Source organism: Tenacibaculum sp. MAR_2009_124 (assembly GCF_900105455.1).
Lineage (GTDB): Bacteria > Bacteroidota > Bacteroidia > Flavobacteriales > Flavobacteriaceae > Polaribacter.
Genome location: NZ_FNSF01000007.1, coordinates 259,740 through 281,207, shown reverse-complemented (window position 1 = coordinate 281,207; position 21,468 = coordinate 259,740). Strand labels below are relative to the sequence as shown.

Sequence of the window (21,468 nt, the reverse complement as noted above, 5' to 3'; positions counted from 1 at the left end):
TTAGTTGTAAAAAACCTTGCTACGCAAGGTTTTTTTTATTCGAAATCTAAAACATTTTCTGCCTTTATTAGTTGAGCTAAAGCCTCAATCTTTTTCATTACTTTATTATAAAACTGATTTTGTTCTTTTTCTCCTGAGGCATTTAATAACTTTGAATGCATAATTTGCTTATCGAAATACTTCTTTGCCTCCATACATGTTTCTTTATCACTTATTTTAAAATAGGAAAGCATTGTATTAGGAACAAACAACATTTGTTGGTTTTCGTTAAAAACTAACACATTATTGTTCATCAGTAATAACTCATTATAATACACATTAAACTCTTGCTTTTTAGAAACCACCCTTGTTGATATTTCATCAATTAATTCCTTCAAAGAATCACATAATTTAATAGCTTCTTCGTAGTTTATTTGACTTGCTTTATAGTAAAAATGAATTTGCTTTAACGTACTATTAACTGTGGTAACATCCCAAATTTCAGAAACAGATACATGATTATAAATATCTGCCAACTTATTAGCTGACTGTATTGTAGAAAGTTTAGGGTAGAACTCATTAAAAGACTTATTTCTAAAATTCTTATCAAGTAATTTAAGCCATACATAAATTTTAAAACGACATAACTCCTCCGACCTTAATAAGTGAAAAAGAGGAATATCTTTTGCTGAGTACAATATTTGAAAACCAATATTATTTACAATTGATGCCAACGCTTCATAGGAATTCCTGAAATACTCCTCTAAATTCATTTCGTTATTTATTTCAGATGTTTTTTCCATAGAAACATAACCTGAATATGCTTCCCCGGTTAGAGAGTCTAATGACAGGTCGAAGTAATTTGCTAATAAAACCGCTTCATCTAACGAAATTTTACTCTTCATACTTGTTCTTCGATGAGCCGCATCATAGCTTATATCTAACACTTTTGCAATTTCTTCATTGAGCGATTTAGATTGTAAACCCTCTTGGATTTTAGCAAATAGAAGTTTTTGAAACATGGCTAAAGATACTGTCTTTTGCGATAATCACAAAAAAAAGCAATTATGGTTGTGATTAAGCTTACCCAAAACTGATATACCACAATAATTTTACACCAATAAAAAACATAATAGAATGAAAAAATTAATCTTATTAACCTTCCTGCTTTCCTTTCTCCATGGAGTCTCTCAGGAATTAACAGAAAAGAAAATTTCTATTTTAAACAGATTAGACCTTAAAACGGAACCGTTAAATTTAAACGACTCCAATATTCAAAAAAAATTAAATAGGATTATAACACTCGAAAAAGGAAGAAAAACCAATAAAACTGCAGGAGTCATTCTAACATCATTATCAGCTATTTGCATTACTACTGGTATTATAGGAGTAGCTTATAGAGAGAAATTCACTAAACATTTGGGCATTGGGGTAATGAGTCTTGGAATTGTTAAAGCGGGAGTATCAATTCCCTTATGGAATGCTGCCGAGAAAAAACAAAGAGAGCGAGATAAACTCATAGAACTCTTTAATGAAAACCGACATTAAAAAAGCTTGCCATTTTAATAATCTCTTTAGATCCATTAGAACATCTAAATCCCAAGAAATGAAAGAAGGTACAGTAAACTCATATTTCCTTTGAATTATTATCGGGCAATACAATTATTAAACATTAAAATAAAACCTTATGAAACTTAAAAATTTCTATTATATACTTTTTATGCTTGGCATTTCTTTACAAGCGCAAAATAAGAATACAACACATCTTTTATTAGAAACCGGTTATGAAAACACAGATGGGAAAGACTTTATTAACTTTGGTATTGGAATAGAACGTTATGTTTCCGAACAATTTAGTGTTATAGCTAGAGTCAAATATGGCCACGCAAATTCGAGTACAGAAGGATTGGTTAAATATGAAAGTTCAATTATCAATGTTCCTATCACACTCAAATTTGAAAACAGCTTCTTTTTCAAAAACACATTTTTTCACCTACACACAGGGCCTTCATTGAACTTTACCTTAAAAGAAAACTATGAGATACTCAATGATATTGAAATACGTGAAAATCACACCTATTTAAATATAAATGCAGGTGGTGGAATATCATATTCTATCAATAATAAATCAAGTATTTATTTATCAGGAGAAGTTTTTGGAATTGCAGGAGCAAAAACTGAAATGGTAGGGTTTATTTTCGAACATGGACATAGCCCAGTAATTTACCAACTAAACATAGGATACAAATTTAAGCTGTGATGAAAATGAAAACCTATTTATCGTTCTCGATGATATTCTTGTTTTTATCCTCTTGCTTTTCTCAAAAAAGGAAATTAAGGTTTCCTGCATGGATTACTCATTCAGAAAGCACGGACATTATAGGGCTATCATTAGGATTATTACCAAAACCTATTTTTAAGGACACTACACTTACTAGAACCTATGGTATAAGAATTGAAGCACCAGGCCTTGGTTTTTTAATGCCTTTAATTCCAAGGTCACCTATTTCAACAAATGATGAAGCCTTTTACAAGAGCTTAGAATCAATTCCTGTAGAAAAGGTTTATGGATTAAACATATCTTCTGGGTCAGTATCTGAAACTCAAATTTATGGAATATCAATAGCTCTTATCGGTCAATACTTTATAAAAATGAACGGTATAAGCATCGCTGGATTTGGAAATCTTATTCAAAAACAAAATGGTATTTCGATAGGTATTTTTGGAAATGACACCTATCTAACAAATGGTGCTTCTGTTGCCGTTGTTGGAACAACCGCAAAATACATCAATGGACTTCAAATTGGAGGCTTTAATAAAGTTAAACAAATAAAAGGAATCCAAATTGGAATTTTTAACAAAGCCAAAAATCTGAAAGGTTTTCAAATTGGTCTATGGAATAAAAACAAAAAGAGATCCTTTCCTTTAATAAACTGGAATTTTTAAATCAATCGAGTTACTATGAAAACATTAAACATACCTGTAAGTTTGATTCTATTCAGGTTCATACTTTCACCAATCATAATACTCTTGGCTATTTTACTCAAAGAGAAATCAAACTTGATAATAATTACTTTAATGTATTTAGGGTTAGTTTCTGATATTCTAGATGGCATTATTGCTCGAAAACAAGGTGTTTCCACTGAAAAACTAAGAAGACTCGATAGTCAAACCGATATGATTTTCTGGCTCTCTATTGGTTTTAGTTCCTATATACTATATCCTGAATTAATACGTGATAACTCATATGCAATTTGGGCTATTTTAGTCATGGAAGCCATGTGTTATGTAATTAGTTTTCTAAAGTTTGGAAAAGAAACTTGTACCCATGCTTTTTTATCAAAAATCTGGGGACTTACATTACTTATAGCATTCACTTCTTTAATAGGTTTCCAACAGGCCGGTTTTCCATTTTATCTAGCTATAGTTATTGGGCTCATCGCTCATATTGACGTCATACTTATCATTTTAATTCTTCCAAAATGGACGCATGATATACCTAGTTCTTACCATGCATATTTACTCAGGAAAGGAAAAAAAATAACAAAACATAAACTCCTAAATAGTTAAAACCAAAAAAACATTCATCGTTGCACAAATGGATTATTCATCCATTTTAGGGGAAATTGCTGCTATTAAAAAAGCTGGCTTGAAAAATCAAAAGCCAGCTTTTCCTAATTCAAATAAAATGAACTAAATGTAATCTAAATCATTAAATGACTATATGTACACCCAGCGTCCGTTTATATAATCTACTTCGTAGTTATTATAATAATCTCCATACCACCATTTGTTATGCTCTCTACGAACTCGAACCCCGTCTATAACATGATGTTGGTTGTTTGCAAATGCCGTTCCATTCAATACCCAAGTTTGATTTACTTCTAAAACCTCATAAAATCTGCTATCATAGTCAACATAATACCACCATTTACCCCATCTTCTTTTAACAGTTACTCCATGGATTGTGTAATATGTATTATCTTGATACTCTCCGTCGTCGCCGTCATCTCCACCGTCGCCGTCATCTCCGCCATCATCGCCTCCGTCATTATCGCCTGGGTACATGGTATTAATAGCACTTATATCTCCACTTGATAAACTTGTACTACTTTGAATTATACCTCCATTCTTTTTTCTAATAGTAGGTTGTCCATTTGCAGAAAACCCATAAGAAGAATAATGCATGATTGAGTTAAAATCATAAGCTCCATAATCTCTATAGTTCCAACCTGTTGCTTTACTAAAATTATGTTCTTGCCCTCTTTGTACATTATTCCAATAAATATCTACATACTGATCTCTGTCAGAGCGATTTTGCTCATGATGTAAACCAATGGCATGCCCCAGCTCATGTATAATTATATGTTTTACCAAGCAACCTTGCCCCAAAGACATTCTCGTTGCACCGTAATTTGACGTCCCTATAAAGCTAGAACACCCTTGCCCTGAATCGATATAGACGTACTGTTGCTGTCCAGATCTTCTTACAAATTTTAGGTTCGTTTTATTCTCTAACTCTCTCATTGCATCCTCAATCAACCCTCTGTAATAACTAAGATTTGACGATATTGAATAAGGAACGGTATTATTAGGCCATAAGCCTTGGGATTTAAGCCCCACACCTCTAGTATTTGAATGCTCATCACCATATCCAGCTGCCTCCATCGATTCCTCATAGGTATCCTTCAGCAACTCTTTATGTAACAACATATCTCCTCCAAAAACATACTCACCATTAATAATTTCATAGGTAACTTTTTTCCCAAAATAATAGCCTTCTTTTACCTCTCCTCTTTCACCAGGAAAAGCACTAAATGCATTTGTTTCATTTGTTTCTGAGGTTTCTGAAGCTACCTGATCGTTTTCCAATACTTCTTCATTGTTACACGATAGAAATAGAAGGGTAACGAAAATTAGCATTACCAATTTTACGTTTAATTTCATAATTTAAAATTTAATGTTAATAATGTTGGTTAAAACGTAACAATTAAAATTTAAAAGTAATTGTGTGGCTAGCTTTCGCTCATCAAAAAATTGAATATAGTTTGGGTTTTTATCTAATACTTTGTAGCTCTGTTAGTATTTTTTAGCTACGCATAATAGACATTAAGTAATATTGCAGAAGTAGTTAGTAGAAATGGTTAAACAATGATACAAGAATGTAATGTTCTTAAACTAAACATTTAAAGAAACTCCTAGTTAAACTAAATTAAGCATCTTTCTTGTTTTCACTCATTTATGATCTCGAAGATCTCACCCTAACATCCAATTTTCACAATCGGATGATTAATAACCGATGAACCGAAGTCCACAAAATCCTCACATATGAAGATTGGAGCGCAAATTTATAACCCTCAATAGATTAAAAAAAAATATATCGCGCCAAAAACTATTAAATATCACAAAATCTTAATAAAAAAATTGCATTATATAATAAATACAGCTACAAAAAAGCCCCTTAAAAACATTAAGAGGCTATGAGGTAACTATATATTTTATTATGTTTTACAACACTAAAAAATTTTATTTTATAAATATTCCCATTTCCCATTAATATAGTCCATTTCATACCATGTATTCTGATAAGAATACCACCATTTTCCGCTATACCTTGTAACCTGTCTGGTGTCTACATTATAACTAGTATTATGTTGGTATACATTCTCATCAACTTCCCATACCCATTTGTTATTTACATTTTTAACCTTGATGTATGTTGCCGTTCCATTAATTTCAGTTAAATACCACCATAAATCTTGATCTCTGAAAACCTGAATTCCGTTAATCGTATAATTGGTTCCGTTTTGATACTGATTTCCTCCAGTCCCTGGACCTTGACCTACATATTTCCAAATGCCATTGACATACTCCATCTCATACCATTTATTTTGATGTGAGTACCACCACTTAAGATCATGTCTTCTAACCTTTCTGCCATCTACAATGAAATCTTTGCTGTTGGTGTATATATTCCCATTAACCTTCCATTCCCACTTATTGTTAATGTTTTCGACTTGAATATAAGTAACTCTTCTATTAATTGTAGTTGAATACCACCATAGGTTTTGGTCTCTAAAAACCTGAATCCCGTTAATTGTATAATTCGTTCCATTTTGATATTGACCACCTCCATTGTCAATTGCTGGATACATAATATTTATTCCAGCGATGTCTCCTTGAGATAAACCTTCTCTTTGCCCATTAAATGTAGTACCGTCCAATTTTGTAATAGTAGGATATCCATTCCCATATTTTGCGAAAGCATAAGAACCATAAAGCATTATTGAGTTAAAGTCAAGTGAATTGGTATAATTTGCCCCACTCATATTTTGTTGTCCATATGTATAAAAGTTATAATCCATCCCGTCATCAATATAACTCCAATTTATTCTTATATAGTTATCTCTATCGGACCTACTTTGCTCGTGAAATAAGCCTAGCGAATGACCTATTTCATGGATTACTATACCTTTTGTACAATGTATTCCTAAATTAACTGTTTGCATTCCTCCCTGCATCCCAAGGTCTGCCGAACAATTTCCTTTAGAATCAACCCGAAACAAAATAAAGTTACTTTCATAGGCTCTTCTCACAAACCTAATATTAGTATTCTCTTCCCAATGAGCAATAGCATCGGTAACTCTTTCCTGATTCGGTAAATTTGCAGCTACGGAATAATATACGGTATTATTAGGCCATTTTCCGTTGGTTCTTCCAACACTTCTGCTTCCTCTAGAAACGTCACCTTCATAAAGATAATCATCAAGGCTATCCTTTATTAATTCTTTTTTAAGCAACATATCTCCTCCGGCAACACATTGTCCATTGATAACTTCATAAGTTATTTCGGTTCCCAAATAATAACCTTTCTTCACTTCCCCTTTCTCTCCTGGAAAAGCCACTTCTATATTTGATGTAGTTTCTGGAGATAAACTGACTTGTTTTTCCGGATTAAAAACATCTTCTTCTTTACAAGATAAAAACAACAAGGTTGCACATACCAAGACTAACAAACTTCGTTTGTTTGATTTCATAATTTTAAATTTTAATATTAATTTTTATGGTTAAAACATTAGTATTAAAGTCTGAAATTCTAATTGAATATAGTATTAGTATTCTCTTAAAGAGAAAACACGCAAAGATTAAATTGGTTTGGGGTTAACACTAAATTAAGTTGAAAAAAGTCATTTAGATCTTTATTGACTTTTTGTAATAAATAATTCTTAAAAATTTATTGAAACTACTTCCCGAAAAGTTTTAGGTAAAAGGGTCATGCTTTATAAGCTACACAAAACTCATGAGCATCCCTTTCTTTTTTCGTTTAAACAAGATCTTATTAATCTCTTTAATATCACATCTAATACAATGAGAATAGATGATTATATAACCGTCGAAACCGAAGTTTTCGGAATCATTATTTTTAATAATTCTTGAAGCAAAAGTAACTACGTATAGAAACAGAAAAAAGAAATATCTTCTATTAAATAATTAAATATTACAAATAAAACCAAGCAGTTTTGTAGTATCTAAAACAGTAATTACATGAAAAAATCTTACAAGAAAATTCTTCTAAGATTTTTTATCCTTTGATTGATCTGCTTATTATAATTAGTTTGGAGCTACATAAAAAGGAGATAAATTTACTTTCGCATTTCCTCTAGCACCAAAATAATTTGTATACGATTTATTCTTTTCTATTGTATATAATGAATCGACATAATCATCATCATTTCTAAACCATTCCTCTGGCATAGCTTCAAGTATAGCTCCTGCAACTTGCCCTAAAACATTAACCCATGGTTGAGTCGCAACAGTTCCTAAAATTTGAAATACACCGTTTATAATTGTTTGCGTTAATTCTTTATAATTTCCACTATCATCTTTTTCAAAAAATTGAATATTTGCAGCTTGATACTGATAATCATCCCAAAAAAGTAAAATTTGATTTGGATAATAATCAGTTCCTTCATGATCAAGATATTCCATTGTAATAACTTTAATCTCTGGGCTGTTATCTTCACTTCTTATTCCTGATGTAATTGCATAGACTTCCGCGGCTCCCAAAATCCAAGATTCTTCATCATGATTCAATCTAATTTTATCAAGTTTAGTTGTTTCTAATCCCCCTGTTTGACTAGCTCTTATGTTTTCATCAGCTTTTTTCGGATCAAAACTTGATTTCTGTAAACCACTATTTCTTAGAAGTCTATTCATCTGGTCCACTTCTTTTTTTAATGCTTCTATTCCATTTTCTTCTATAACAATTATGGGTCGATTTGGACTTGTTTTTGCATCCAATACAATTGTGTTCTTATCCATATCGTAAGCAATAACAGAACCCCAATCCTTTTCATTTCCTTTGGGTGCAAAGGAAAACAACAAGTTTGAAAAATCAGTATCTCCTTTTGGATTATGCAACCATATTTCTAAAATTTCAATTTTTTCTGGTGCCTCTTCAGAAATGGCCTTTCTTTCTAATTCTGCTGATTTTTTGGATAGTTTTATGAATGCGCTTTGATCATTGATATGGGAAGAATTTTTATTCAGAATTTCTGATAGTAAAACACCAACCTTTTCATTCTTTAACAACTCTAATGTTCTTTTTTTAAATTTCTTGTTTTTCATTAAATCAATGAACTCTAGTGCTATTTCTTTTTTATTTACATCTGTAGTATTTAATAGTTCTTCTTGTTGTAATAATTCAGCTGAATCTGTACAACTAATAATTAACAGAGAAACCAAAAGGCTTCTATACAAAAATTGAAAGGTTTTCATTGTTATAAATATTTAGGTTAATAAAATTTTAGCAGCAATATATTAAAACCTCAACAAAAACAATAATAAATGTTAATTTTATAAATTAAACTAATAAAAATAGTTAAATAATGAATAAACCCACATAAAAACGTCCACAAATCATGTATTATGGGCTCTCACTGAGATTATCTATTCTTAAAAATTACAGCACAATGTTTTTTTGCTAACTTCTCTTTTATTTAAACCTTGTATCACTCAAAACTCCTTTTAAATAATCGATTTTAAGGCGTTGTTTAAATTTGACAAGGAGAAAGCTATAACAAAAACACAAAAACCATCGTTTTAAGTCTTTTTAAGCAATTTAAGGCACTTTTACAAATATGTAGTTTTTTTCATTTTTTATTAACAAAACCTCTTAAAAACTTTATTTTAAGGTTAAAAAAACGTAAATTTGTATAGTAAGAATGATCGCACACGTGCGATTATTTTTTTGGGGGATCACTAATCTTTTAACATTCTATTAGAAAATAACTTAACTTATTTTCTGTTGATTAATATCCTAAAAACATAACGTAAAGAACACAAACAAAACTCAATAGTATGAGCGAAGAAAAAAAGCACAATTATTCCGCCGACAGTATTCAGGCACTTGAAGGAATGGAGCATGTTCGTATGCGTCCATCCATGTATATTGGTGATGTCGGAGTTCGTGGTTTACACCATTTAGTATATGAAGTAGTAGATAACTCTATTGATGAAGCAATGGGAGGACATTGTGATTCTATTGAAGTTACTATTAATGAAGATAATTCAATAACAACCAAAGATAATGGTCGTGGAATTCCTGTTGGGATTCATAAAAAAGAAGGTGTTTCTGCATTACAAGTTGTAATGACTAAAATTGGAGCTGGAGGAAAATTTGACAAAGATTCTTATAAGGTTTCTGGTGGTTTACACGGTGTTGGTGTAAGTTGTGTTAACGCTTTATCCGATCACTTAACTGCAACGGTACATAAGGAAGGTAAAATTTGGCAACAAGAGTACGCTAAAGGTAAAACACTATACCCTGTTAAAACAATTGGAGAAACTGACTTTACTGGAACCATCGTTACGTTTTTACCAGACAAATCAATATTTGCACAAACTACAGAATATAATTATGATACTTTATCTGCTCGTTTACGTGAACTAGCTTACCTAAACAAAGGTATTACTATCACTTTAACTGATAAACGTAATACAGATGATGAAGGTAATTTTATTAATGAAACATTTTACTCTACTGAAGGACTTCCTGAATTTATTAAATATTTAGATGGTACTCGTGAGCAATTAACTTCTGATGTTATTTCAATGGAGGGTGAGAAAAACGGGATTCCTGTTGAAGTCGCTATGGTATATAACACCTCTTATTCTGAAAACTTACATTCGTATGTGAATAATATTAACACTCATGAAGGAGGTACGCACTTATCTGGATTCCGTCGTGGGTTAACACATACATTAAAAAAATATGCTGATGAGTCAGGTTTATTAAAAAATGTTAAGTTTGAAATTTCAGGAGATGATTTTCGTGAAGGTTTAACCGCTATTGTTTCTGTAAAAGTGGCGGAACCTCAATTTGAAGGTCAAACAAAAACTAAGTTAGGAAACAGAGATGTTACATCGGCAGTTTCACAAGCGGTAGCTGAGATGCTTAATGATTTCTTGGAAGAAAACCCAAATGATGCTAAAACTATTGTTCAAAAAGTAATTTTAGCGGCACAAGCAAGGCATGCAGCTAAAAAAGCTCGTGAAATGGTTCAGCGTAAAACTGTTATGAGTATCGGAGGGCTTCCTGGTAAACTTTCTGACTGTTCTGAAACTGATCCTGCCGTTTGCGAAATATTCCTAGTTGAGGGAGATTCAGCAGGTGGAACTGCAAAACAAGGACGTGATAGAAACTTCCAAGCTATATTACCTTTACGTGGTAAAATTTTAAACGTAGAAAAAGCAATGCAGCATAAGGTTTTTGAAAATGAAGAAATCAAAAACATGTTTACCGCATTAGGAATTAGTATAGGTACCGAAGAAGACCCAAGAGCCTTGAATTTATCAAAGCTTCGTTACCATAAAGTAGTGATTATGTGTGATGCCGATGTAGATGGTTCGCATATTGCTACCTTAATTTTAACATTCTTTTTCCGTTATATGAGAGAAATGGTTGAACAAGGATATATTTATATCGCCACTCCTCCATTATACCTTGTAAAAAAAGGACAGAAAAAAGAGTATGCTTGGGATGACAATCAACGTGACTTAATTGTTCAAAAAATGGGTGGTGCTGCAAGTATACAACGTTATAAAGGTCTTGGAGAGATGAATGCAGAACAATTATGGGACACAACAATGAACCCTGAATTTAGAACGCTTCGACAAGTTACTATTGATAGCCTCACTGAAGCTGATAGAGTTTTCTCAATGTTAATGGGAGACGACGTTCCTCCAAGGAGGGATTTCATTGAAAGAAATGCAAAATATGCTAATATTGATGCCTAATCAGTATTTTTTCGAAATAGAACCTCAACAATTGTTGAGGTTTTTTTATTTAGGGAATTACCCTATTTGTTTAATCAATATTTTTTATAATTTTGATTAATATAAGAAACATCTATCTATTATAGATGTATACTTTTTAATCTAACAAAAATGAAAGTATTAAAAGCAATTAGCATTTTCACTGCAATATTTTGTTTTTCAAAATTGCAATCTCAAGAATTAGAAACCATCCTCTTAGCCAAAGATGATGCAACAAAATTAACAAAAGCATACCTCGCTCCTTCATTTAAAGGACTAATGTTCGCTATGAACAACGGTTGGTATCATACCGCCAAAGTTCATAAAAAATTTGGCTTTGACATTTCAATTGGGGCAAATGCAGCAGCTGTTCCATCTCAAGATGAGATATTTTCTATAGCTGAACTAGGTTTATCTAATAATACAACCGTTACTAATGGTGTTTCTACCTCACCAACTGTTGCTGGAGGTGAATCAACTACTCCAGCTCAATTTCAATATTCTACTCAAATAGAAGGTCAAAATGTAACTGCCAATTTTACAATGCCTAAGGGGATCAAGGAAGATCTTCCTACAAGTGCCATTCCCGCTCCAGCAATTCAAGTAGGTGTTGGGCTTCCCTATAAATTAGACGCTATCGTTCGTTATGTTCCAAAAATTGGAGTAGATAATGTAAAAGTTGGTCTTTTTGGTTTAGGAATTAAAAAAGAAATTACGGAATGGTTTGGTCCGTTAGACAAATTACCTCTTCATATATCTTTATTGGCTGCATACTCAAATATGAGTGTTGACTATGAAATTGGAAATGTAAGTGGCGATGTTTCTACTCAAAATGCTTCAACTGAGTTTGATTTGAACACCTATACCGTTCAGGCAATTGCTTCTTTAAATTTCCCTATAATTAATGTTTATGGAGGTGTCGGATATAATGCGGGTAATGTTAAACTTAATATGTTAGGCACTTACACTCTAAGCTACGATCCTGCTATTAATGGCGCTCCAAATGTTGAAGAATCAATTACCGACCCTATCTCGTTAAAAACAAATTCAGGAAGTATGAATGCTACCATTGGAGCTAGATTGAGTCTTGGCTTCTTTAAATTATATGGAAGTTATACATTACAAGAATACAACACCTTAAATGCAGGGATCGCCTTCAGCTTTAGATAATCTCTATTTTCATTTAATGCAAAAACTAAAAACCTCGTTGAAAATTCGGTGAGGTTTTATTTTGACTATTTTTACCCATTAACAAAAATCAAAGATTATGAAAACAAGAGTTTTACTCGCCTTTTTTTTAACCAGTTTTATGGTAAATGCTCAAGATAAAGTCTGGACAAAAGACTTAAAAGAAGATTTATATCAAGTAGGCTGGATTAAGCAATCTAGTGAAGGAAACATTATTGCATCAGGAGCAAAAGGTTTAATTGCTATGAACCATACTACAGGTGATGTTTTATGGAAAAACAAAGAATTAAAAGCCATTGACAAGAACACATTTCTTAACATTGACGGTCTTCCTTTTTTCTATATAGAATATTCTCCAGTTGTTGGAAAAACAAGAGGTATTATTCTTAATTCTAGTAATGGAGATATAGTTTTCGATACAAAAGATAAAGGATATCGAATTAAAAACTACACACTACTTAAAGATAAAGGAATTATTCTGTTTGAATTATTGGAAGATAAAAAAAGAAAATTAATGAGCTTCGGCCTTGGAAACAGTCAAGTAAACTGGATTGCAGACCTTGGAGAAGTTGGAGGTCTATTTAGTAAACTACTTGGTAATTCATTTATAAACCACGGTCCATATTTCCCTTCTGAAAATAATTTGGTTGTTGCCATTAAAGATCAAATATTCTCAATAAACTTTGCTGACGGGAACATAAACTGGAAACATAAAACTAAGAAAAAAGTTAATGCTCTAGTGTACTCTGAGAAAAACAACAATCTTTATGTTGGTATTAAAAAATCAAGCAAACTTTTAGTACTTAATCCTGATAATGGTGATGATATCACTCCTGGGAAATTAAAACTTAGAGGGGAATTAATTGACGTAACATCCACAACTAATGGAGACCTAATATTGGTTGAAACGGAAGGATTCAATATTATTGATCCAAAAACGAACCTATTTAAATGGAAAAAAAGTTTTAAAATAGATCACCTGAATGAAGTTATTCCACAAGAAAAAGGGTTTATAGCTATTGGAAAAGACGAAAAAGACGGATCTATTGCTTTAGTTTCAAACGAAGGAAAGAAAATCTGGGATACCAATATTGACGGTTATGCTTATTATGCAACTCCTACGGACAACGGTATTCTATATATATCTACTGAAAGATCTAACATTTTGGACTACAATAAAGGAAAAGATGTTTGGAAAAGAGATGTTAAATTTAAATCTATACCTGCTGTAACTTTCGACAAAGAGCTTAACAAGGTTATTCTATTTGAAAATAAAAAAGGCTACAAGTTTGATTTGAATTCAGGAGAAATCGACATGTTCGCCGAAGACATAAAACTTGAACAAGTTAAAAGAAAAACACCTTTACTTGCTGAATATTTAGAAGGAATTGGATATTTACTATATACCGATCAACATATGTCTGTATTAAATTCTGATGGAACTATAAAATATAGTAGTTACTATAAACCTCCTTCAACTACTGAAGGGTTAAAAAAACTAGCTCAATTAGGTTTAAATGTAGCTGGTGTCGATTTAGACATTCAGGGGTCACTTGATAATATTGAAATGCTTTCTAGTTTATCCAACGGAGCATATCGAACTTCTGTCGATCAAACTGACGCCACTGTAACTTCGTCAAACATATTTAGTGCCTCTGTAAATAATACTGAGATCATTAATATTTCTACAAAGAGATTTTACAACTCAAAACGTAGTAAAGGAAATCAATTCATTGTTACAAAAATAAAGAGAGAAGGTCAACCTTCAACTCATAAAATAATAATGATTAATAAGAAAACTGGTTCTATTGATAAAGAGATAGAGTTATTAGATAAAACTCCAAATTATGTAATTGACAAAGTAGATAACCTCGTTTTTGTAAATGAGAAAAATCGCCTAATCTCGGCACATAAATTTTAAGGTTTATTTAAACAATATTCTATAAAAATGTTAATTAAAAGCTTTCTGAAATTTTCAGGAAGCTTTTACTTTTTTATCCATAGGCAAATCGCTATTTTTGTGCATCTTATTAATAAATTATCTTAACTAAATAATATAAAAAATGAAAGTAACAGTTGTAGGAGCAGGTGCTGTAGGTGCGAGTTGTGCTGAGTACATTGCTATTAAAGATTTTGCTTCAGAAGTTGTTTTAGTAGACATCAAAGAAGGTTTTGCTGAAGGTAAAGCAATGGATTTAATGCAAACTGCTTCGTTAAACGGATTTGACACTAAAATTACTGGAACCACTGGAGATTATAGCAAAACTGCTGATTCTGATATTTGTGTAATTACCTCTGGTATCGCTCGTAAACCAGGAATGTCTCGTGATGAGTTATTAGGTATTAATGCTGGTATCGTAAAATCTGTTTCTGCAAGTTTAATAGAACACTCTCCAAATACAATTATTATTGTAGTATCAAATCCAATGGATACAATGACTTATTTGGTTCATAAAACTACTGGATTACCTAAAAATAGAATTATCGGTATGGGTGGTGCTTTAGATTCTGCTCGTTTCAAGTATAGATTAGCAGAAGCTTTGGAAGCTCCTATTTCTGATGTTGATGGAATGGTTATCGGTGGGCACTCAGATAAAGGAATGGTTCCTTTAACTCGTTTAGCGACAAGAAATTCTGTTCCTGTTACAGAATTCTTATCAGAAGAGAGATTAAATCAAGTAAAAGAAGATACGAAAGTTGGAGGAGCTACTTTAACTAAATTATTAGGTACTTCTGCATGGTATGCTCCAGGAGCCGCTGTTTCTGGATTAGTTCAGGCAATTGCTTGTGACCAAAAGAAAATCTTCCCTTGTTCTACTTTATTAGAAGGAGAATACGGTTTATCTGGTTTATGTATTGGTGTACCTGTAGTATTAGGTAAAAACGGTATCGAAAAAGTTGTAGAGATCAACCTAAGTGATGCCGAAAAACAACACCTAGCTGACTCAGCTGCTGCTGTAAAGAAAAATAATGAAGCTTTAACTTTCTAAAAAAGAAAGATTACAACATATTTGAAGCCTTGCGAATAGACATTCGCAAGGCTTTTTTTCTTAAAAAGTGTTAAACTTTATATGAACTTGTAAGTTTATAAATAATTGCTCGTCTACCTAATCGAGGAAACATAGCTTATGTTTCTTTTTCATAGTTTTTCATAGCAATTTTCCCACTTCTTTCTAGAAGTGGGTTTTGTTTTTTATCTTTCGCTCTAAATTACTTTCATTGAAAAAAATAATAGTTTCAGTAACTAATGATATCTCAAATGATCAGAGAGTTTCCAAAGTGTGCGATACTCTTTATAATCTAAATTTCAACATAATTTTAGTCGGCAGAAAATTACCTACTAGCCAACCTCTTCATAGAAACTATAAAACAAAGCGATTTCGTTTATTATTTAACAACGGTTTTTTATTCTATGCCGAATTCAATATTCGATTGTTTTTTTATCTACTATTTTCCAAAAGTGACATTTTACTATCGAATGATTTAGATACATTGCTTCCCAATTTTATTGTAAGTAAACTAAAAGGTAAGAAACTAGTATATGACAGTCATGAATTATTTCCTGAAATTCCTGAGCTTGTAAAACGTCCTAAAACAAAAAAAATATGGGAATCCCTTGAAAATCTATTACTTCCTCGGTTAAAAAATTGTTATACTGTAAGTCAAAGTATTGCAGACTACTATCAAGAGAAATACAACACACATTTTGATGTAGTTCGAAATGTACCTAAAAAAGTAAAAACCAATAAAATCACAAACCTCCCTTTTAATATTAAGGGTAAAAAAGTTATCTTGTATCAAGGAGCTGTTAATCTTGGCAGAGGTCTTAAATTGATGATTGAAACCATTAGTAATCTTGATAATTGTATTTTTTTAATTGTTGGTGATGGAGACATTTTTCAAAACCTGAAAGAATTTGTGGATCAAAAAAATCTAAATGCACAAGTAATTTTTTTAGGTAAATTATCTCCTGAAGAATTAAGAAAAATTACACCGAACGCTCATTTAGGGTTAAGTATTGAAGAAGATTTAGGCTTAAGTTATCGCTATGCTTTACCTAATAAACTATTTGACTATATACAAGCTAAAATACCTGTAATCACTTCAAATCTTCCAGAAATGAAAAACATTGTATCTCAATATTCTATTGGTGAAGTTTTAGAGAATAGAACTCCTGAATCGTTTGCGATAAAAATTAAACATGCCTTAAAAAAAGACTATTCAAAAAATCTAGAAAAAGCAAAAACAGAACTGACTTGGGAAAATGAAGAACAAGTTTTAATTTTCATCTTTAAACATCTTGCATAGATAAGTAATTCTGAATAAATCAAAAAAAAATAGCGACGACCTTCTAACGGCTAGTTTTTCAAAAAAAACATTAAAATATTTTAACCCCGCAACCAATAGATAAAACCTTCGATACATTATAGAAATTCTTGTATCCGAAAACTCTAACTTCCCATCAACTATTAAATTCTTGAGATTCAACAAGGCTTGTTTTGTTTTAGCTAAAAAAACATTATTATCGTCTATTTCGGCGTGAAGAATCGGGTTTTCAATATGCTTTATATTATAAGTGTTTTTATTTAATTCCTTTGCAAAGCATAAATCTTCATATCCATATCCTTTTAAAGTCCCATCAAATTTAACAAGACTAAACACTTCTTTTCTTATCATAAAGTTTGCTGAAAAAAAATACTTTTCTGGAAACCTATTTCGTTCTTTTTCATCTATCTCCTCTCTTTTCTTTCCAAACTTGTACCTAAGATTTTGATTGTATAAATTATAAACCATACCTCCTGTTACAACATTTAAAGAGCCTATTTTTATTGCATTAATATATTTCTCCATAAACAAATCATCTACAATAGCGTCGCAATCCAAGAATAGCAACCAAGAATAATTTGCCTTTTCAGCTAAATAATTTCGTATGGCACTTCTACCTTTATTCTCTCTAAAAATTTCAAAAGAAGTTTTTGACAATTCATTTAATCTGCTATTACCTGAGAACAAACTACTTGAAGCATCATCAACAACGATTATTTCAAATACAACATTAGCTAGCAACAACTGCTTGTGTAAACTTGAAACTAATTGATAAACATCCCAATTATACGTTGGGATTAGCACAGAAATCATCTTAAACCGATTGTTGAACTACTTCAAACAACTCTCCTCCTTCGCACTTAACCGTGTTTTGTTTGAATTTTACAATAAGCTGATAGTCGTGAGTCGCCATTAAAATAGTTTTACCACTTTGGTGAATTTCGTTTAACAACTCCATCACTTCTAAAGAAGTTTTTGGATCCAAATTTCCAGTTGGTTCATCAGCAAGTATTAATTCAGGATCATTTAATAATGCTCTGGCAATAGCAACACGCTGCTGCTCTCCCCCAGAAAGTTCAAATGTCTTTTTGTAATACTTTTCCTTCATTCCAACCTTATTAAGCACCTCATAAATCTTCTCTTTCATATCATTTTTATTCTTCCATCCAGTAGCCTTCAGAACAAATTCTAAATTTTCAAAAACATTCCTGTCGTTCAATAGCTTAAAATCTTGGAAAACGATCCCTAACTTTCTTCTTAAAAAAGGAATTTCTTTTTCTTTCATTTTTTTAAGATCGAAACCTACAATACTTCCCAAACCACGCTGTAATCTTAAATCACCATATAAGGTTTTTAACAAACTACTCTTACCACTTCCTGTTTTACCAATTAAGTAATAAAAATCTCCTTTATTCAGAGTAAAATTAACTTTCGATAAAACTAAATTATCTCTTTGATAAATATCGGCATTCTCAAAATGTAAAACCGGTGTGCTCATAAACATTAATTGTTTTTACAAAACTAAAATTTTATTATGTAATTCTACAACATTTCTTACTTTTGATGTTTATTCTTCCAACAAAAACAAAAAACGAACGTTATAGTTTCTAGATAACTAAAAAATATGAGATTTAATTGTTTTAGAAAGAAAGTTTTCTTTATGCTATTACTAGCAATAGCTAGTAAAGGGATTGCACAAAAAACTGCACTAAATGTAAGTAATAGTTCGGACTATTACAAGGCAATAGAGCTATATAATAACAAGGCTTATGCTCCAGCTCAAAAGTTATTTATTGCCACTTCGGAGGAAACTCCTTCGAATACAACACTTAAAGGAAACGCCGACTATTATGATGCTATGTGCGCCATTAAACTCGGCCAAGATGATGCTAATGATAAAGTATTAGACTTTGTAAAAAACCACCCTTACCACAATAAAAAAGAAAATGCTTTTTTAAATGTTGGTAACTATTACTTTGCCAATAGAAAGGCTTCGCATGCGCTACGTTGGTATCAAAAAGTAAATGAGAAGCTACTGAATCAACAAGAAAAGGATGAGTTGAATTACAAGATGGGATACTGTCTTTTGGTCTCTAATTATCTAAAGGATTCTAAAGAGAGATTTAAAAGGCTATTAGGAAATCCAGTATATGGAAACGATGCCCGTTACTATTATGGTTATATAGCTTATAAACAAGAAAATTTTGGTGAAGCAGAAGATAACTTAAGTCAACTAGCTGATGACGCCACATACCAATCAAAGGCAAATTACTATATTTTAGATATTAGTTTTAAAGCTGGACGTTTTGACAAATCTGTTCAAATTGGAGAAAAATTATTAAAATCTTCGAAAGATAAAAATGAGCGATCTCAAATTTCTAAAATAATTGGAGAAAGTTATTTTAACCTGAAAGAGTACGAAAAAGCCATGCCTTATTTAAAAAAATATAAAGGAAAAGGCGGAAAATGGACGAACACAGATTATTATTATTTAGGATACGCTTATTACAAGCAAAAAGATTATGAATCTGCCATTAATAACTTCAATAAAATTATAGGAGGAACGAATAAAGTAGCTCAAAATGCCTATTATCATTTAGGTGAATGTTACTTGGAACTAGATAAAAAAGTAGAAGCTTTAAATGCTTTTAAGAACGCTAGTGAAATGGATTTTGATTCTCAAATTACAGAGAGTTCATGGTTAAACTATGCAAAATTGAGTTATGACCAAGGAAACCCTTATAAAAGTGTGCCTGAAGTTCTGAAAGAATATCTTGAAAAATATCCCTTATCACCAGAAACAGCAGGTATAAAAGAATTGCTAATTACTTCTTATTTACATCAGCAAGATTATACTGGAGCTTTGGAATATTTAAATGCAAACAAATCTCCTGAGAATGAAAAATTAGCTAATGAAGTATCATTATATAGAGGTATTCAGTTGTTCAATGAGCAAAAAATAGTTGAGTCAAATCCATTTTTCTATAATGCCACAAAAGCTGAAAATACTAAAACTGTAAATAAGGCTAACTATTGGTTGGCTGAAACATCATATTTGACAGGAGACTATAAAAATGCATTAACACATTTCTCTCTTGTATCTGAAAATGAAGGTGTCGAATTCGATCAATTAGATTATAATATTGCTTATACTTTCTTCAAAGTAAAAAAGTATCCTGAGGCAGCAAAATACTTTAAATCGTTTTTAAATAAAAAGGTTGATGATACCGATTTAAACGATGATGCGTCAAATAGACTTGGAGATTCGTATTATGCCTCAAAAAATTATACGGAAGCTATTGAAGCCTACGGTAAGGTTATAGAAGAAGGAGGTGCAGGAGCTGATTATGCGCAATACCAAACAGGTATGAGCTATGGCTTTTTAGGTAAAAGCGATGAAAAAATCGCCAATCTTCAAAAGGTAGGTAATCAATATGAAAATTCTCAATTAAAGGACGACGCACTCTATCAGGTTGCAAATACCTTTACTTCGAAAGGCGATTCTAATAGTGCGCAAGGAAGTTATAACAGACTTCTAAAAAAACATCCTAAAAGTAGTTATGTTCCTAACGTTTTATTAAGACAAGGACTTCTGTATTATAACAGCAATAACAACAACAAAGCGTTAGAAAAATATAAAACAGTGGTTTCTAAATTCCCGAATTCACCAGAAGCAAGACAAGCTGTTACCAATGTAAAAAATGTATATATTGATTTAGGAAAAGTAGATGAATATGCCAACTGGGTTAAAAATGTGAAATTTGTAAATGTTTCAAATGCAGAGTTGGATGATGCCACATTCCAATCGGCAGAAAACAAATTTTTAGATAATAATACTCAAAGAGCAATTGCAGGATTCTCGGATTATTTACAACGCTTCCCTAATGGATTAAACACTTTAAAGGCAAACTTCTATTTGGCTCAATCATTAAGTAAGGTTGGTAAAAACGATGTGGCAGCCCCACATTATAAATATGTAACTGAGCAACCTAAAAATGAATATACAGAAGAGTCATTAGCTAAACTGGCTCAATTTTATTTAGATAATGACAATTGGAAAAACGGAATTGCAACTCTTCATAAACTTGAAAATGAAGCAAACTATCCTCAAAACATTGTATTTGCTCAAAGCAACTTAATGAAAGGATATTATGAAAGTGAAGAATATGTAAATGCCATAAAATATGCCGAGAAAGTTTTAGAAAATCCAAAAGTAGATAAAAAGGTAAGTGAAGATGCTAACATTATTATTGCGCGTTCTTCTTTTAAAACAAATGACTATGAAATGGCTAGAGAGTTTTTCCATGAAGTCGGGCAAAGTGCTACAGGGAAATTAAAAGCAGAATGTTTATACTATAATGCTTTTTTCCTAAATGATGAAAAGGCTTATGAAGATTCAAATCAAGCTGTTCAAAACTTGATTGCTAATTATTCAAATTATAAATATTGGGGAGTGAAAAGCTATGTAATTATGGCAAAAAACTATTATGCTTTAAAAGATGCTTATCAGGCTACCTATATTTTAGAGAACATCGTTAAGAACTTTAAACAATTTCCTGATGTTATGGAAGAAGCTCAAAACGAATTGAATACAATAAAGAACAAAGAAGCAAAAACCAACGAATCAGTAACTAAACAAAATTAATAATTGTTACAACT

The 21,468-nt window shown here is 31.6% G+C and carries 16 protein-coding genes; 10 read left to right on the top strand and 6 right to left on the bottom strand.

The window, feature by feature from the left end:
* Positions 1 to 35: 35 nt before the first annotated feature.
* Positions 36 to 1,001 carry a hypothetical protein gene (locus tag BLW23_RS18140; protein WP_093672516.1) on the bottom strand — a complete coding sequence of 322 codons (966 nt, stop codon included), beginning with the start codon at positions 999 to 1,001 and terminating at the stop codon, positions 36 to 38.
* 115 nt (positions 1,002 to 1,116) lie between these two features.
* Here BLW23_RS18140 and BLW23_RS18135 point away from each other — a divergent pair, with 115 nt between their 5' ends.
* The 4 genes from BLW23_RS18135 (at position 1,117) to BLW23_RS18120 (ending at position 3,549) form a co-directional block, all read left to right on the top strand.
* Positions 1,117 to 1,527 (top strand): hypothetical protein, encoded by a 411-nt coding sequence (locus BLW23_RS18135; RefSeq protein WP_093672514.1) that lies wholly within the window; start codon positions 1,117 to 1,119, stop codon positions 1,525 to 1,527.
* Positions 1,528 to 1,666: 139 nt separating this feature from the next.
* Complete coding sequence (locus tag BLW23_RS18130) at positions 1,667 to 2,239, top strand: hypothetical protein (RefSeq protein ID WP_143032224.1); 573 nt, start codon at positions 1,667 to 1,669, stop codon at positions 2,237 to 2,239.
* 5 nt (positions 2,240 to 2,244) lie between these two features.
* Entirely contained in the window at positions 2,245 to 2,925 is a 681-nt protein-coding gene (locus BLW23_RS18125) for an LA_2272 family surface repeat-containing protein (RefSeq protein WP_143032223.1), read from the top strand.
* 15 nt (positions 2,926 to 2,940) lie between these two features.
* Entirely contained in the window at positions 2,941 to 3,549 is a 609-nt protein-coding gene (locus BLW23_RS18120; protein ID WP_093672508.1) for a CDP-alcohol phosphatidyltransferase family protein, read from the top strand.
* A 150-nt stretch (positions 3,550 to 3,699) separates the two neighbouring features.
* Here the strand turns inward: BLW23_RS18120 and BLW23_RS18115 are convergent, their stop codons facing one another.
* From BLW23_RS18115 to BLW23_RS18105, 3 genes are all read right to left on the bottom strand, one after another.
* Positions 3,700 to 4,926, bottom strand: a complete 1,227-nt coding sequence (locus BLW23_RS18115; protein ID WP_093672506.1) for a M12 family metallopeptidase — start codon at positions 4,924 to 4,926, stop codon at positions 3,700 to 3,702.
* Between the two features lie 584 nt (positions 4,927 to 5,510).
* Complete coding sequence (locus BLW23_RS18110) at positions 5,511 to 7,016, bottom strand: M12 family metallopeptidase (protein WP_093672504.1); 1,506 nt, start codon at positions 7,014 to 7,016, stop codon at positions 5,511 to 5,513.
* Between the two features lie 574 nt (positions 7,017 to 7,590).
* Positions 7,591 to 8,757, bottom strand: coding sequence for a DUF3103 family protein (locus BLW23_RS18105; RefSeq protein WP_093672502.1), 1,167 nt, complete (start codon positions 8,755 to 8,757; stop codon positions 7,591 to 7,593).
* Positions 8,758 to 9,339: 582 nt separating this feature from the next.
* Between BLW23_RS18105 and gyrB the strand changes: the two genes are divergently transcribed.
* The 5 genes from gyrB (at position 9,340) to BLW23_RS18080 (ending at position 16,791) form a co-directional block, all read left to right on the top strand.
* Entirely contained in the window at positions 9,340 to 11,277 is a 1,938-nt protein-coding gene (gene gyrB / locus BLW23_RS18100; RefSeq protein WP_093672500.1) for a DNA topoisomerase (ATP-hydrolyzing) subunit B, read from the top strand.
* 150 nt (positions 11,278 to 11,427) lie between these two features.
* The gene (locus BLW23_RS18095) at positions 11,428 to 12,465 is read left to right on the top strand and encodes a DUF6588 family protein (RefSeq protein ID WP_093672498.1); all 1,038 of its coding nucleotides are present in this window, start codon (positions 11,428 to 11,430) and stop codon (positions 12,463 to 12,465) included.
* 97 nt (positions 12,466 to 12,562) lie between these two features.
* Positions 12,563 to 14,404 carry a PQQ-binding-like beta-propeller repeat protein gene (locus BLW23_RS18090; protein WP_093672496.1) on the top strand — a complete coding sequence of 614 codons (1,842 nt, stop codon included), beginning with the start codon at positions 12,563 to 12,565 and terminating at the stop codon, positions 14,402 to 14,404.
* Between the two features lie 142 nt (positions 14,405 to 14,546).
* Positions 14,547 to 15,473, top strand: a complete 927-nt coding sequence (mdh, locus tag BLW23_RS18085; RefSeq protein ID WP_093672494.1) for a malate dehydrogenase — start codon at positions 14,547 to 14,549, stop codon at positions 15,471 to 15,473.
* A 229-nt stretch (positions 15,474 to 15,702) separates the two neighbouring features.
* Positions 15,703 to 16,791, top strand: a complete 1,089-nt coding sequence (locus tag BLW23_RS18080) for a glycosyltransferase (RefSeq protein WP_176829877.1) — start codon at positions 15,703 to 15,705, stop codon at positions 16,789 to 16,791.
* On the opposite strand, the gene BLW23_RS18075 is transcribed toward BLW23_RS18080, so the two are convergent.
* A complete protein-coding gene (locus BLW23_RS18075) occupies positions 16,762 to 17,622 on the bottom strand; it encodes a glycosyltransferase family 2 protein (RefSeq protein ID WP_093672490.1) in 861 nt (286 codons plus the stop codon). The genes BLW23_RS18080 and BLW23_RS18075 overlap by 30 nt on opposite strands.
* A 1-nt stretch (position 17,623) precedes the next feature.
* Positions 17,624 to 18,307, bottom strand: coding sequence for a cell division ATP-binding protein FtsE (locus BLW23_RS18070; protein WP_093672488.1), 684 nt, complete (start codon positions 18,305 to 18,307; stop codon positions 17,624 to 17,626).
* Between the two features lie 162 nt (positions 18,308 to 18,469).
* Between BLW23_RS18070 and BLW23_RS18065 the strand changes: the two genes are divergently transcribed.
* Positions 18,470 to 21,454: a tetratricopeptide repeat protein gene (locus tag BLW23_RS18065; protein ID WP_093672486.1), complete on the top strand. Its 2,985-nt coding sequence runs from the start codon at positions 18,470 to 18,472 to the stop codon at positions 21,452 to 21,454.
* Positions 21,455 to 21,468: the final 14 nt, after the last annotated feature.

Excerpts from the sequence above, each read along its gene's own strand:
- gyrB (WP_093672500.1), top strand. The coding sequence starts at position 9,340 with ATGAGCGAAGAAAAAAAGCACAATTATTCCGCCGACAGTATTCAGGCA.
- mdh (WP_093672494.1), top strand. The coding sequence starts at position 14,547 with ATGAAAGTAACAGTTGTAGGAGCAGGTGCTGTAGGTGCGAGTTGTGCT.
- BLW23_RS18110 (WP_093672504.1), bottom strand. The coding sequence starts at position 7,016 with ATGAAATCAAACAAACGAAGTTTGTTAGTCTTGGTATGTGCAACCTTG.
- BLW23_RS18090 (WP_093672496.1), top strand. The coding sequence starts at position 12,563 with ATGAAAACAAGAGTTTTACTCGCCTTTTTTTTAACCAGTTTTATGGTA.
- BLW23_RS18130 (WP_143032224.1), top strand. The coding sequence starts at position 1,667 with ATGAAACTTAAAAATTTCTATTATATACTTTTTATGCTTGGCATTTCT.
- BLW23_RS18070 (WP_093672488.1), bottom strand. The coding sequence starts at position 18,307 with ATGAGCACACCGGTTTTACATTTTGAGAATGCCGATATTTATCAAAGA.
- BLW23_RS18125 (WP_143032223.1), top strand. The coding sequence starts at position 2,245 with ATGAAAACCTATTTATCGTTCTCGATGATATTCTTGTTTTTATCCTCT.
- BLW23_RS18135 (WP_093672514.1), top strand. The coding sequence starts at position 1,117 with ATGAAAAAATTAATCTTATTAACCTTCCTGCTTTCCTTTCTCCATGGA.
- BLW23_RS18065 (WP_093672486.1), top strand. The coding sequence starts at position 18,470 with ATGCTATTACTAGCAATAGCTAGTAAAGGGATTGCACAAAAAACTGCA.
- BLW23_RS18105 (WP_093672502.1), bottom strand. The coding sequence starts at position 8,757 with ATGAAAACCTTTCAATTTTTGTATAGAAGCCTTTTGGTTTCTCTGTTA.
- BLW23_RS18120 (WP_093672508.1), top strand. The coding sequence starts at position 2,941 with ATGAAAACATTAAACATACCTGTAAGTTTGATTCTATTCAGGTTCATA.
- BLW23_RS18140 (WP_093672516.1), bottom strand. The coding sequence starts at position 1,001 with ATGTTTCAAAAACTTCTATTTGCTAAAATCCAAGAGGGTTTACAATCT.
- BLW23_RS18075 (WP_093672490.1), bottom strand. The coding sequence starts at position 17,622 with ATGATTTCTGTGCTAATCCCAACGTATAATTGGGATGTTTATCAATTA.
- BLW23_RS18115 (WP_093672506.1), bottom strand. The coding sequence starts at position 4,926 with ATGAAATTAAACGTAAAATTGGTAATGCTAATTTTCGTTACCCTTCTA.
- BLW23_RS18095 (WP_093672498.1), top strand. The coding sequence starts at position 11,428 with ATGAAAGTATTAAAAGCAATTAGCATTTTCACTGCAATATTTTGTTTT.